This window comes from Leptolyngbya sp. 'hensonii', assembly GCF_001939115.1.
GTDB lineage: Bacteria > Cyanobacteriota > Cyanobacteriia.
Window position 1 is genome coordinate 74,455 of the sequence record NZ_MQTZ01000045.1, and the last position, 13,012, is coordinate 87,466.

Annotated in this window: 11 protein-coding genes; 1 reads left to right on the top strand and 10 read right to left on the bottom strand. The window is 53.2% G+C overall.

Features of this window, described 5'->3' with window-relative positions:
* Window positions 1–16: 16 nt before the first annotated feature.
* The 6 genes from BST81_RS18275 to uvrC form a co-directional block, all read right to left on the bottom strand.
* Window positions 17–514: a diheme cytochrome c gene (locus tag BST81_RS18275; RefSeq protein WP_253188369.1), complete on the bottom strand. Its 498-nt coding sequence runs from the start codon at window positions 512–514 to the stop codon at window positions 17–19.
* Between the two features lie 205 nt (window positions 515–719).
* The gene (locus BST81_RS18280) at window positions 720–1,097 is read right to left on the bottom strand and encodes a cyclic nucleotide-binding domain-containing protein (RefSeq protein ID WP_075599947.1); all 378 of its coding nucleotides are present in this window, start codon (window positions 1,095–1,097) and stop codon (window positions 720–722) included.
* 112 nt (window positions 1,098–1,209) lie between these two features.
* Window positions 1,210–1,848, bottom strand: a complete 639-nt coding sequence (locus tag BST81_RS18285; protein ID WP_075599948.1) for a histidine phosphatase family protein — start codon at window positions 1,846–1,848, stop codon at window positions 1,210–1,212.
* A 49-nt stretch (window positions 1,849–1,897) separates the two neighbouring features.
* Window positions 1,898–4,429, bottom strand: a complete 2,532-nt coding sequence (locus tag BST81_RS18290; protein ID WP_075599949.1) for a glycogen/starch/alpha-glucan phosphorylase — start codon at window positions 4,427–4,429, stop codon at window positions 1,898–1,900.
* Window positions 4,430–4,570: 141 nt separating this feature from the next.
* Window positions 4,571–6,205: an alpha-D-glucose phosphate-specific phosphoglucomutase gene (locus tag BST81_RS18295; RefSeq protein ID WP_075599950.1), complete on the bottom strand. Its 1,635-nt coding sequence runs from the start codon at window positions 6,203–6,205 to the stop codon at window positions 4,571–4,573.
* 108 nt (window positions 6,206–6,313) lie between these two features.
* Window positions 6,314–8,257, bottom strand: a complete 1,944-nt coding sequence (uvrC, locus tag BST81_RS18300; RefSeq protein ID WP_075599951.1) for an excinuclease ABC subunit UvrC — start codon at window positions 8,255–8,257, stop codon at window positions 6,314–6,316.
* A gap of 434 nt (window positions 8,258–8,691) precedes the next feature.
* Between uvrC and BST81_RS18305 the strand changes: the two genes are divergently transcribed.
* Window positions 8,692–8,877 carry a hypothetical protein gene (locus BST81_RS18305; protein WP_075599952.1) on the top strand — a complete coding sequence of 62 codons (186 nt, stop codon included), beginning with the start codon at window positions 8,692–8,694 and terminating at the stop codon, window positions 8,875–8,877.
* A gap of 14 nt (window positions 8,878–8,891) precedes the next feature.
* Here BST81_RS18305 and BST81_RS18310 read toward each other — a convergent pair whose 3' ends face one another.
* The 4 genes from BST81_RS18310 to ilvB all read right to left on the bottom strand — a co-directional run bounded on the left by BST81_RS18310 (window position 8,892) and on the right by ilvB (window position 12,896).
* The gene (locus BST81_RS18310) at window positions 8,892–9,290 is read right to left on the bottom strand and encodes a response regulator (protein WP_075599953.1); all 399 of its coding nucleotides are present in this window, start codon (window positions 9,288–9,290) and stop codon (window positions 8,892–8,894) included.
* Complete coding sequence (locus tag BST81_RS28545) at window positions 9,290–9,442, bottom strand: hypothetical protein (RefSeq protein ID WP_216351388.1); 153 nt, start codon at window positions 9,440–9,442, stop codon at window positions 9,290–9,292. Before BST81_RS28545 ends, BST81_RS18310 begins: the two co-directional genes overlap by 1 nt.
* A 125-nt stretch (window positions 9,443–9,567) precedes the next feature.
* Window positions 9,568–11,091: a D-alanyl-D-alanine carboxypeptidase/D-alanyl-D-alanine-endopeptidase gene (dacB, locus tag BST81_RS18315; RefSeq protein ID WP_216351389.1), complete on the bottom strand. Its 1,524-nt coding sequence runs from the start codon at window positions 11,089–11,091 to the stop codon at window positions 9,568–9,570.
* Entirely contained in the window at window positions 11,073–12,896 is a 1,824-nt protein-coding gene (gene ilvB / locus BST81_RS18320; RefSeq protein WP_363080357.1) for a biosynthetic-type acetolactate synthase large subunit, read from the bottom strand. Before ilvB ends, dacB begins: the two co-directional genes overlap by 19 nt.
* Window positions 12,897–13,012 lie beyond the last annotated feature (116 nt).

Consider the following 13,012-nt stretch of genomic DNA (forward strand, 5'->3'; position numbering starts at 1 on the left):
AGCAGGTCGCTTCAGCCTATGGAGCATTCTCCCATTCCGGGGTTAGGCTACGGAAATTATACTGGCCACTGCCGGGGTGGCAGGTCACACAGGTGCTCAGGTTGAGTGGACGGGGCAGCTTGACCCGGGGATGGAGGGCTTTGAAATAGCGGGAGTCCCGGATGCGGTAGGGCAATTCTTCCTCTTCAATTTGAGGGCGAGAATAGTCCCGCAGGTATTGCCAGATCAATAAGCGACCGGGATCAACTGGCAGTTCAATCCGCCGACCATAGTGCTGCGGGTCGGATAGGAGTTGCCGCCAGGTTTCGGAGGGTAATAGGGCTGGGGGAATAGCAATATGACAACTGGCACAGGTTTCCAGGTAAAGTTGCTGTCCCAACTGATAGACCGGAGCCACTGGGTCAACGCCCCCATTCAGGTCTGGTTTGGAGCCGCTGGCGGGTTGGATCTGGATCTGGGCGATCGGGAAGGTTTGGGAGGAAAGGGCAAGGGACTGAGACAGAACCGACCCCAACAGCAAACTCCAGATCACTAGCAGCAGAATCAGAACGATGGGTGATTTTCTTCGGGTTGCCCGCCGAAGCAGATGTTCAGACTGAGCCCCTATCCTGTCTCTACTGCTGTTTATCTTCATCCCGATCGATAGTGAGAGAATCAGAGCCTATTGTAGATTACCAGCGGACCGATCAGGGACCAGGATAACTGGCAATCCCAGGGTATCAACTGATAGAAAGGGCTTTGAAGCGACGAAATCGATCGGAGTAGCTGCGCATTACCTGCAGGGCAAACATGGGGGTTTCCTGGACGGCAAACAGGAAATGTTCTTCGTTCAGGTAAGCCAGTTGGCAATCCGTTTTTGCGATCGCGGTGGACATTCGTAATCGGTCCGAGTGCACAAGGGCTCCTTCGCCGAAAATGTCTCCAGCCTCCAGAGTTTCGACCGACTTGCCCTCAATAGTCATCTCCACTTGGCCTTCCAGAATGCCGTACATGTACTCACCCTGATCTCCCTCCTTAAAAATGAGGTCCCCTGCGGCAAAGGTGAGGGGGTCGGGATCCTTCTGGTATTGCTTGACCGTATGGGCTGGTTGTAGCATGTTCTTTTCACTTCCTTAAAAATAAAATTCGGATCAACGTTAACAAAAGACAAGAAGACCACGAAAGTGGGGCAGCAGTGCTTTGATCAAAGCTGACTTCTTCCCCGGTTTCCTAAGTACCCGGTAGATTACGCAAGTGTTGCGGCAGGTGATACCGATCGCCAAGGACTTCCAGCAGAGGGCCATAGTTTCCCAGCTTGACGACACTGACTGAGGCAGCCAGGACATTAATTCGATCGCGGTAGCGTCCCAGATCAATCCCCAGCAAACTGCAGAGGATGATCCGGATGGTGGCTTTATGGGAAACCAGTAGCACATTCCCATCCGGATGCTGTTCCTGAATTTCAGCAATCACAGGCATAGCCCGATTGGCAATCTGGACAGAGGTTTCTCCACCCGTCGGAGGGTTCCAGGCTGGTTCAGTCAGCCAGCGAACATAGTCTTGATTAAAGTGCTGTTGCACATACTCTTGAGTCTGTCCTTCCCACTGACCATAGGCCAGCTCCCGTAAACCTTCTCGAATTTGTGCCCCTAACCCGATCGCAGTACAGAGGGGTTGGGCTGTAGCAAGCGTCCGTCGCATAGGACTGGCGTAAACCGCTGCCCAGGGGACCGATCGGTAAGTTTCGGCAAAGCCCTGGGCCATTTCATATCCCTCTGGGGTTAGATCGGGATCCAGATCACCACAATAGCCCCCAGAACGGCTATAAATGGTTTCTCCATGGCGGAGGAAATATAGTTTTAAACTCATAGGAGCAATAAACCATACCCAGGTTAAGAGCAGGTTTAAGGCAGTGGCATCAGATTTTCAGTCCAGCCGTAGCCTGACTGGACTCCTGTAACTCAACCTTAACCGGCTGAACCTGCCAGATATCCCGGCAGTACTCCTCAATCGAGCGATCGGACGAGAACTTCCCAATCCGGGCCACATTCAGGATGGACATCCGGGTCCACTGATCCTGATCTCGATAGGCCTGACTCACCCGGTCCTGGCAATCCACATAGGTCTGATAGTCCGCCAGCAGCAGGAATGGGTCGCGATATAAGAGAGAATCAACCAGCGGCTTGAACAGATGGGGGTCGCCGTGGGAGAAATGCCCAGCGCTAATCAGGTTAATCACCTCTCGCAGGGTTTCATTGCTGTTGTAGTAATCCCAGGGATTGTATCCCCTGGCTTTCAGGGCAGCCACCTCATCTGCGGTCAGTCCAAACAAAAAGAAATTTTCAGCCCCCACCTCTTCACGGATTTCAACGTTGGCCCCATCCAGGGTGCCGATCGTCAGGGCTCCATTCATCGAAAACTTCATGTTGCCGGTCCCAGAGGCTTCCAGGCCCGCTGTCGAGATTTGCTCCGACAGTTCGGCTGCCGGGTAGACCCGCTGCCCCAGGGTAACGTTGTAGTCCGGCAGAAACACAACTTTAATCCGATCGCGCACGTCCGGGTCGTTGTTGACCACCTCAGCCACCGAGTTAATCAGCTTAATGATCAGCTTGGCCATGTAGTAGCCCGGTGCAGCCTTCCCTCCAAAAATAAAGGTGTGGGGGGTAACCTCAAGGTTGGGATTCTGCTTGATCCGGTGATACAGGGTAATAATATTGAGAACGTTTAAGTGCTGTCGCTTGTACTCATGAATCCGCTTCACCTGGATATCAAACAGGGAGTCTGGATTGACCACAGTACCCGTTTGTTTATGGATATAGGCAGCCAGATCGGCTTTAATATCTCGCTTGATTTGCCGCCAGGACTGCCGGAACCCGACATCCTCGATCAGCCCTTCCAATTGCCGGAGTTCACTCAGATGCCGAATCCAGGTATCCCCGATTTTTTCCGTAATCAGTCGGGTCAACCGGGGATTGCTGAGGGCAATCCAGCGCCGAGGGGTGACGCCATTGGTCTTGTTACTGAATTTTTCGGGATTGAGTTCGTAAAAGTCCCGCAGGACTGTTTCCTTCAACAACTCACTATGCAGGGCTGCAACCCCGTTAATAGCATGGCTGCCGACACAGGCCAGGTTTGCCATGCGGACATATTTCTCCCCATTTTCGTCAATCAGGGAGAGGCGAGACACTTTACTCGTGTCATAGGGATATTTCAACCGCACCAGATCCAGGAACCGACGATTAATTTCGTAGATGATCTCCAGGTGACGGGGCAGCAGGCTCCCAAATAGTTTCAGGGACCATTTTTCCAGGGCTTCCGGTAGTAGGGTGTGATTGGTGTAGCCGAAAGCTTTTTGGGTGATCTCCCAGGCTTTATCCCACTCCAGGGTGTACTCATCCACCAGCAATCGCATCATTTCAGCAACACCGATCGCCGGGTGGGTGTCATTCAATTGCACAGCAAATTTCTCGTGAAACCGATCGGGAGACAGATTTTGCCGACTCATGATCCGGAGCATATCCTGCAGAGAACAGGAGACAAAGAAAGCCTGCTGCATCAGGCGCAGTTGTTTCCCCTGAATCTGTTCATCGTTGGGATAGAGCACCTTCGTCAGGTTTTCCGAAACCACTTTGTCCTCAACCGCACCGTAGTAATCTCCCCGATTGAAGGATTCAAAATCGAAGGATTCAGCCGCTTCGGCTTTCCAGAGGCGCAGGGTATTAGCTGTGTTGACCCGATACCCCAAGATAGGGGTGTCATAGGGAACCCCAACCACAACCTGGGCGGGAATCCAGCGCACCCGATAGCGCCCCTGATCATCGGTGTAGGCTTCCGTATGCCCCCCAAACTTCACTTCCAGAGCCCAATCCGGGCGGGCAATCTCCCAGGGATTCCCATACCGCAGCCATTTATCTGTGATCTCAACCTGCCAACCTTCGCGGATGATCTGGTCAAAAATCCCAAACTCATAGCGAATCCCATATCCCAGAGCCGGAATTTCCAGGTTAGCCAGGGAATCGATGTAGCAAGCGGCTAACCGCCCCAGTCCCCCATTGCCCAGGCCGGGTTCCTCTTCCTGCTGAATTAGTTGTTCCAGATCCAGGCCCAACTCCTCGATCGCCTGCTTGATCTGATCATAGATCCCCAGGTTAATCAGGTTATTGGCCAGGTGAGGCCCCATAAGAAATTCTGCGGACAGATAGGCCACAGTACGAGATCCATTGGTTGTATAGAGCGCAGCAGTACTGAGCCAACGCTGCAACATCCGATCCCGTACCGTATAAGCCAGAGCCATATAGTAATCATTCTGGGTCGCGATCACTGGAAACTTGCCCTGAATGTAGAACAGGTTGTCCAGAAAAGCGCGTTTGAGGGTTTCAATACTCAGACCAGTGCGATCGTCTTCAACCCGAATGGTTTCCAGATGGGAGGCTTCTACAGGTGGGTTCATAGAGTTCTACCGGGTACGGTTGCCACAAGATGATACGCGGGATGTGTGAGGGCACATTGTGATTTTGGAAACAGTCGCCTTTGAGACCGTTGCCTCCAACCAGAGTCCCTGCCAGAGTCCGCCGCCCTATCCTGCCCCGGATCAGGTGATCACCGTCGGTTTCTCCATGCCGGTATGAACCTGAATTTGAGCCACCTGATCGGCAATCGTAATCAGTTCAGCCAGGGCTGTTTGGGGGTCCAGTCCCTGCTTGGCCGAATCGGGTTCATAACTCTCCAGATAAACGCGCAGGGTTGCTCCCTGGGTGCCTGTGCCGGAAAGTCGAAAGACAATGCGGGAACCATCAGTAAAACCGATCCGAATGCCCTGTTTCTGGCTAATACTGCCATCGATCGGGTCGGTGTAACTAAAATCGTCACTGTAATCCACCGTGTAACGGCCCAGGGACTTGCCTTTCAGGGCTGCCATCTGGGCACGCAAACCCTCAACCAGGGTGTTAGCCCGATCGGTGTCTACGCCTTCATAGTCATGTCGAGAATAATAATTGCGTCCGTAGGTTTGCCAATGCTGCGTCACAATTTCTTCCACGGATTGCCGCCGCACCGCCAAAATATTCAGCCAGAAGAGGACTGCCCAGAGGCCATCTTTTTCCCGGATGTGGTTAGAACCAGTACCAAAGCTTTCCTCACCACAGAGGGTAGCCCGTCCTGCATCCAGCAAATTGCCGAAGAATTTCCAGCCCGTTGGGGTTTCGTAGCACTCAATCCCCAGCTTTTCAGCAACGCGATTGGCGGCCTGACTGGTGGGCATGGAGCGAGCAATTCCGGCCAGCCCATCTTTATAACCAGGGACGCCCCTGGTATTAGCCGCTAGAATAGCCAGACTGTCGCTAGGGGTGACAAAAAACTTGCGCCCCAGGATCATGTTGCGATCGCCATCTCCGTCGAAAGCGGCTCCAAAGTCCGGTGCATTCTCTCCATACAGAATATCCACCAGATCATGGGCATAGACCAGGTTGGGATCGGGATGTCCGCCCCCGAAATCTTCCAGGGGAGTGCCATTGTGAACCGTTCCAGCCGGAGCTCCCAACCGCTGCTCTAGAATCCGATGGGCATAGGGACCGGTGATGGCATGCATGGCGTCGATACAGGCCCGAAAGCCACCGGAAGTCAGGAGTTCATGAATGCGATCGAAGTCAAACAGGGACTCCATCAGTTGGGCATAATCCGTCACTGGATCAATGACTTCCACCGTCATCTCACCCAGCTTGAATTCTCCTGGCTTCGTCAGGTCAACCTCATTGGCTTCCAGAATCTGATACTGGTCAATCACCTGACTGCGGGCATAGATAGCTTCTGTGACCTTCTCTGGAGCCGGTCCCCCGTTGCTGATGTTGTACTTAATGCCAAAATCTTCAGTTGGTCCCCCCGGATTGTGGCTGGCAGAGAGGACAATGCCCCCAAACGCCTGATTCTTGCGGATTACACAAGAGGCCGCTGGTGTGGAGAGGAGTCCAGTCCGACCCACCAGAACTCGACCAAATCCGGCTGCTGCCGCCATTTTCAAGATGATTTGCACAGCCTGTTGGTTGTAATAGCGTCCATCCCCTCCCAGCACCAGGGTCTGACCTTGATAGCCTTCCAAACTATCGAAAATAGACTGGACGAAATTTTCCAGGTAATGAGGTTGCTGAAATACGGGCACCCGCTTCCGGAGACCGGAAGTACCGGGTTTCTGATCAGAGAAAGGTTTTGTAGCGACTGTCCTGACGTTCATATAACCTCCGAGACGCCCGATCGGCAAGATGATCATGCCCACCGTACCACGGACGGGGACACAGACTACCCCTAACCCGTCTTTCCAAATCGGGGTATTTTTGCAGGCTCAGTCGCTGGTCTGGGCAGGATGGAAGTAATCGTAAATTTGCTGGGCCAATCGGGGACCAATACCAGGAACTTCAGCAATCTGCTGGGGAGAGGCTTCTCGCAGATAATCGATCGATCGAAAATGCCCCAGCAACACCTTCTGGCGATGATGCCCCAGACCGGGGATCTCGGCCAAACGGGAGCGCCGCATCCGATCGGTGCGCTGCTGGCGGTGGAAACTGACCGCAAAGCGGTGGGCCTCATCCCGCAGCCGTCGGAGCAACTGCACCCCTGGTTGTTCTGGGTCCGACTGCAGGGGGAAAGATGCTCCAGGTAGAAAGATTTCTTCCCGTCGCTTGGCCAGACTGACCACCTTGACCTCTTCCAGCAGGTTCATCTGCCGAAGGGCATTCACCACCGCTGAGAGTTGCCCCTTGCCCCCGTCAATCATGATCAGATCGGGCCAGTCGGCATTCAGTGCAGCCCGAGCAGTGATGGGATCCGAACTCCGAGCCTTGCCATGACCTGCTGTCCAATTTTCTTCATCCGCCTTGGCATATTTACGAAATCGCCGTTGAATCACTTCGGCCATGCTGGCAAAGTCATCGGAATGACCGGAAGTGACCGTAGGGGTTTTGATCTTGTAGTGGCGGTAATGTTGCTTGGCTGGCAGGCCATCGACAAACACCACCTGGGAGGCCACCGCATCCGATCCCTGGATATGGGAGATGTCATAGCCCTCGATCCGGTGGGGCAGATCGGGCAGATCCAACAGGGTGGCCAGGTCGAGCATGGCCTGGGCGTTGCGATCGGCAAACTTCTGATTCCGAGCCAGTTCATACCCGGCATTCCGCTCCACCATTTCGATCAGGTCCGCTTTGACCTGCCGCTGGGGTGTCAGGATCGTCACCTTGCGCCCCTTCGTCTGGCTCAAGAAGTCCGCCAGCAGATCACTTTCCGGTAGATCATGCTGCACCAGAATCTCTGCTGGAATTTCTACCGGATCAACAAGGGGATAATGTTCTTCTAAAACTCGTTGCAGAATGGCCCCCGGTGTTCCCGATTGGGCGTCGGCCACAAAACCCAGACGCCCCACCAGCCTGCCTGCCCGAATCTGAAAAAGCTGAATGCAGGCATGCTGGTCATCGGCAGCCAGGGCGATCGCATCCCGAGACACCGTATCATCTGGCAAAGACACCTTCTGATCGGCGGCCAGGGATTTCAAGCCAATGATCTGGTCTCGAATTCGGGCTGCCTGCTCAAACAGCAACGCCTCGGCAGCCTGTTCCATCTGGCCCGTGAGAATCTCTTCCAGCTCACGGGTGCGTCCCTGGAAAACCATCGCCACTTTTTGCACCGTCTTCCGATAGTCTTCTGAAGTCACCAGTTGCTGGCAGACACCAGGGCAGCGACCAATGTCGTAGTTCAGGCAGGGCCGATCCTTAAACAGGGGTTGGGGACGCTGGCGCAGAGGAAAGATCCGTTTTACCAGGTGCAGCGTGCGCCGTAACAGCCCCACATCCACATAGGGTCCATAGTATCGATCCTTTTCCCGGCCCAATTGCCGCCGCCGGGTAATGAAAATGCGGGGATAGGCTTCTGACCAGGTGATGCAAAGATAGGGATATTTCTTGTCATCCTTCAACAGCACATTGAAGTGCGGCTGATGCTGCTTAACTAGATTGGCTTCCAGGGCCAGGGCTTCTGACTCTGTATCCGTGACAATAAATTCAATGTCTGCGACCTGACGGACCATCAGTTCCATTCGAGGATTGAGACTTTGGGGATCTCGAAAATAGGATCGAACCCGCGATCGCAATTTCTTGGATTTGCCGATGTAAAGAATGTGGTCGTCTGCATCTCGCATGAGATAGACACCGGGTTCGGTGGGAATCTCACGTAACCGGCTTTCCAGGCGTTCTGGATCTTTAATCAGGGGAGTTGCTTTCGAAGATAAGGCCACAAATGAGAACAGGTAAATTCATGTAAATTCATGGTCAAAAGAGTAAGGTCGATCGTCGCCAAACTCTACATCCATTATGCAAACACCCTGAAGCTCTCAGTGGGGTCACAGAAATTTTTAAGACTTAATCATAATTTTTCTACTTCTAATCCATGTTTTCAAGGAAATTTAGATTGATTGAGCCCTCCATTCAGTTCTCCCTTTGTATCTTTTTTGGGAACTATGTATAAAGTTTGGATAAAAACCCTCTGAGTCCTATAAAAATTTAACGAATAAACCCCGTCGTCTCCTGACTCAAGGATTAAAGCGAGGGAGTTTAAACAGAAGTAGAAGATACCATGAAGTATCATTTTTGACTGGCATTTTATCCGTAAGCCGTCTATTAATGAGAGTAGATCCTTAAATATCGCCTACCGCTAATCCATGTTCAAAATATGAATCTTGAAGAGTTTGAGCAGCAATCACAAGAAGCTGTCGAAAAAGCCTTGAATGAACTTCAGACTGCAACTCTGCTTCTGGCAGAGCTGGAAAATCAGGTCGCAGCGGCGGGGAATTCAGTGAGGAGCCTCAGCCAACTCATCGAAGCGCTCATTCGTCAGTCATCATCCGATCGAGAGTAGTATCAATGGGTTACTCAAGTCTTCAATTCGCTCACAATGGTTTGTCTGAGTAAACCCAGATTAATGGGTTTAACGAAGTAGTGCCTGACTCCTAGATCAATTGCTCGTTTCTGATCTGCTTGAAAAGCTAGCGCTGAAACTACAATAACAGGAACCTGGAACTCTTCTCTGACTTGTTGCATTTGTTCCAGCAGGGTGTATCCATCTATATCTTTTAACTTTAAATCTAGAATAATCAGGTGGGGTTGAAACTTTTCTATCAAAGAAAAAAAGCCTTTACCTTCTGATAAGCTCAGAACGTCAAAGCCACAATAAATTAAATAATCACTCAAAAGTCGTCGGTTGATTTCATTGTCTTCAACTAGTAGGATACGTGCTTTTAGAGCAACGTCTGAAGGCTTTTCCTCCATCATTATTTCTCATCTGCTCGTTGTACTTGAGAAGCTCCAAAGCGATTCCAGAAAGAAATCAAGAAAATTGAAACGATCGAGCAAATCATTGTCATTTCTTCCGGCTGATCTGCTTCTGAAAAGACTGTGATACCAGTTATAACACTGGGGTTCATCCCAATTCAAATCCTGTTGCTTGCAGAGGCTGTCTTAAACAAAAGCGGTCAGTTCTGTTTTGAGAGAAAGGGCATGCCTTTCCCTGGCGAGATGCCCCTGGTAACACCAGGAAACTTGAGTCTGTCTAACAGGATTGCAGCCGAGCCATTACCTTGACCAGATCATCGATCGCCTGTCGCAATTCCCTAACGGGTAATGGACTTTGATTCACGATAAGACTAAATGCCAGGGGTTGAAAATCAGGGTTAGACAAATAGCCTGCCAGGGCAACAACACCCGTCATTGTACCGGGCTTTGCCTGCACAATGGTCTGGACCGGTAAATCTTCAAAGCGTCTTTGCAAAGAACCAGCCGTCGCGGTGGTAGGCAGGGAAGCCCGGTAGGCTGAGACTGATGCCATGGCCTGGAGCGTTTGGACCAGAGCCTCGGGGCTGGCCAGGCTATGGCGGGACAATCCTGACCCATCAGCCAGGTCATAGCCAGATGGATTGACTCCCAAGCGGGTCAGGGTTGTTTTCATCCGCTGCAGGCCGATCGAGAGACTGGAATCCTCAGGATTGTCAACTGTTCCCAGGGTGCGTAGGATGGCCTCTGCATAGAGGTTATTGCTGGTCTGGTTAATTTCTTGAATCAGCGCCATCAGGGGGGGAGACTCGATCGCCCCAACTTCTTGCTGTTTCCCAGGTTCGACTGTCCGATCCAGACTTGCCTGCCGCACCTGAATCTGCTGTGCTACCAAGGCTTTCTGAAACTGCTTCAGGAAGACTTCTGCTGGATCCAGAACCGCAACGGCGGCAGAGTCAGGAGCAGATCCAACCCGCAACTGCCCCCTGACCCGCAGAATGGGCCGACGCACATCCCGACCCACCTCAACAAATTCGGGTTCTGACGGGCCTACGGTGATGGATGTATTCTCAATAGTCCAGCCGATCGCAGCTTCCGCATCCTCCCACTTCACCTGCAGGGGTTGCCCGACAGCCTGGGGAAATAATTCCAGCCCGATCGCGTTCTGATTCAGAATCAGGCTATTGACGGGAGCTCCGTACCCCGATTGGATATCCTCCCATTCCCAATTGGGGTGAATCGGATCTCCCCGGAAGTAGCGATCGTCCGCCAGCAATCGATCTACCTGACGAATACCCTGCTGTTGAACCTGGTGAGCCAGTTCCTGCAGGTCTTTCCGGCTGAGGCTGGGATCTCCCCGACCCACCACCCGCAGGATGACCTGATCCGCCAGGTCCATGCGGTAAACAGAGGTGCGGATACGAAATTGTGGTCCGAGGGTCTGGAGGGCTGCTGCCGTGGTTAATAGCTTGGCTGTAGAAGCAGGAATAAAGTACTGCTGGGCGGAGCGGGCATACAGCGTCCGTCGAGCGGATGGGGCTGCTGCCAGGGTCTGGACCAGAATCCCCCAGTGGGCGCGGGCCAGGGAGGGCCGATCAATAATGGCCTCGATCGCTGCTCCCAAGCCCGCCGAGCACAGCCGTTGCGAGACTGGCTGGGCCATCATCGGAAGCCTGATCCATAAGATCAGCATCAGGACGGGCAGAAATCCCATTCTTCCCAGAGAAAACTGTGGGAGAATCCCTCTGGCCACTTGGCTCAGTGCCCTGGCCAACCGTTGCCTGCCTACAGCCGATTGCCACATTCCGAACAGAACTTATGGGTGGCGACATTCTCTGCCCCACAACTCTCACAGGTTTGGGTTTCCATAGCCCGTTCTAATTGTTTACGCTCTGGGATCCCAATCATCTGAGAGTTGGCTTTACCGGGAGCCACCATCGGGTAACAGTTTTCGTCCCGCTTCACCCGCGCATCCACCAGCACCGGACCATCATGGGCCAGCATCTCTGCGATCGCAGCCGTCAACTCCTCCCGGTGCTGAATCAGCATGCCCTTGACCCCATAGGCATCTGCCAGCTTAACGAAGTCAGGCATGCCCACCTCCATGTTGGAGGAGGAGTAGCGCTCCTGATAGAAGGCTTCCTGCCACTGGCGCACCATCCCCTGCCAGCCATTGTTAATGATGATGGTTTTCACCTTAATGCCGTACTGGGCCAGGGTTCCCAATTCTTGCAGGTTCATCTGGAAGCTGGCATCTCCACTGATACAGATTACCTGCTCATCGGGCAGGGCCACCTTAGCCCCCATGGCTGCGGGTAAACCGTAGCCCATGGTTCCCAGGCCAGCACTGGAGATCCAGCGACGGGGGCCATTCTTCAGGAACTGAGCTGCCCACATTTGGTGCTGGCCGACATCCGTAGTGTAGTAAGCCTGGGGAGCCTGCCGCCCCACTTCAGCAATGACTTCCTGGGGAGCCAAACTATCGGGATAGGTGGGGACTACCAGGGGGTAATCTTCTCGCCAGCGATTGATCCGGGCTAACCAGGGGGCCGTATAGTCAGGGGCTTGTTCCGCCTCCCCATCTTCCGCGCTGCGCCGCAGCAGATCGAGCAGGACATGGCGCACATCGCCCACGATCGGCACATCCGGCGTCCGGACTTTGGCCACCTCTGCCGGATCGATGTCAATGTGAATCACCCTGGCACGGGAGGCAAACTCATCCAGTTTTCCCGTAACCCGATCGTCGAATCGAGCCCCTACGGCAATCAGCAGATCACACTCACTGACGGCAAAGTTAGCATAGGCCGTACCGTGCATCCCCAACATGCCGACGGAGAGGGGATGGGTTTCATCAAAAACACCCTTACCCATCAGGGTCGTTGTGACTGGGATATTAAATTGCTCCGCCAGTTCCTTCACCTCCCCATGGGCTCCGGAGGCGATCGCCCCCCCGCCCACGTAAAGCAAGGGCTGACGAGCCTGACGGATCAGCTTCACAGCCTGGGCGATCTGGCGAGGATTACCCCGCACCGTTGGCTTGTAGCCCGGTAGTTTGACCGTACCGGGTTCTACCGGCTCATAGTCAAACTGCTCCAGCCCCACATCTTTGGGCACATCAATTAACACAGGACCGGGACGACCAGTGGCAGCAATATAAAAAGCTTCTGCGACAATGCGGGCCATGTCGCGAGGATCCCGCACCACATAGGAATGTTTGACAATGGGAAGGGTAATGCCGAAGATGTCGGTTTCCTGGAACGCATCACTGCCGATCGCAGGACGAGGCACCTGACCCGTGACAATAACCATGGGAATGGAATCCATGTGGGCTGTGGCAATTCCCGTGACCAGGTTCGTTGCACCAGGACCAGAGGTGCCAAAGCAAACCCCAACCTGACCGGTGGCGCGGGCATAGGCATCGGCAGCATGGGCCGCACCCTGCTCATGGCGAACCAGGATATGTTGAACATGCCCCGCTGCTTCAAAGCGATACAGTTCATCGTAAATGGGGAGAATGGCACCGCCCGGATATCCAAAAATATGCTTAACCCCATGGCGCTTCAGACTGTCCATTAACGCATAGGCACCAGTCACACGCTTAACAGCCACGCTCTGCAGTTGCACAGAAAACCTCTACCAGCAATCGAAGATGTACGCTTGGCTCTCTATTTGTATCTAATGATGCAATGAGCTTGAACTCTAGTCTAGGGCTTACTATTGATCCC

Excerpts from the sequence above, each read along its gene's own strand:
- BST81_RS18310 (WP_075599953.1), bottom strand. The coding sequence starts at position 9,290 with ATGATGGAGGAAAAGCCTTCAGACGTTGCTCTAAAAGCACGTATCCTA.
- BST81_RS18290 (WP_075599949.1), bottom strand. The coding sequence starts at position 4,429 with ATGAACCCACCTGTAGAAGCCTCCCATCTGGAAACCATTCGGGTTGAA.
- BST81_RS28545 (WP_216351388.1), bottom strand. The coding sequence starts at position 9,442 with ATGAACCCCAGTGTTATAACTGGTATCACAGTCTTTTCAGAAGCAGAT.
- BST81_RS18280 (WP_075599947.1), bottom strand. The coding sequence starts at position 1,097 with ATGCTACAACCAGCCCATACGGTCAAGCAATACCAGAAGGATCCCGAC.
- dacB (WP_216351389.1), bottom strand. The coding sequence starts at position 11,091 with ATGTGGCAATCGGCTGTAGGCAGGCAACGGTTGGCCAGGGCACTGAGC.
- BST81_RS18295 (WP_075599950.1), bottom strand. The coding sequence starts at position 6,205 with ATGAACGTCAGGACAGTCGCTACAAAACCTTTCTCTGATCAGAAACCC.
- BST81_RS18305 (WP_075599952.1), top strand. The coding sequence starts at position 8,692 with ATGAATCTTGAAGAGTTTGAGCAGCAATCACAAGAAGCTGTCGAAAAA.
- BST81_RS18285 (WP_075599948.1), bottom strand. The coding sequence starts at position 1,848 with ATGAGTTTAAAACTATATTTCCTCCGCCATGGAGAAACCATTTATAGC.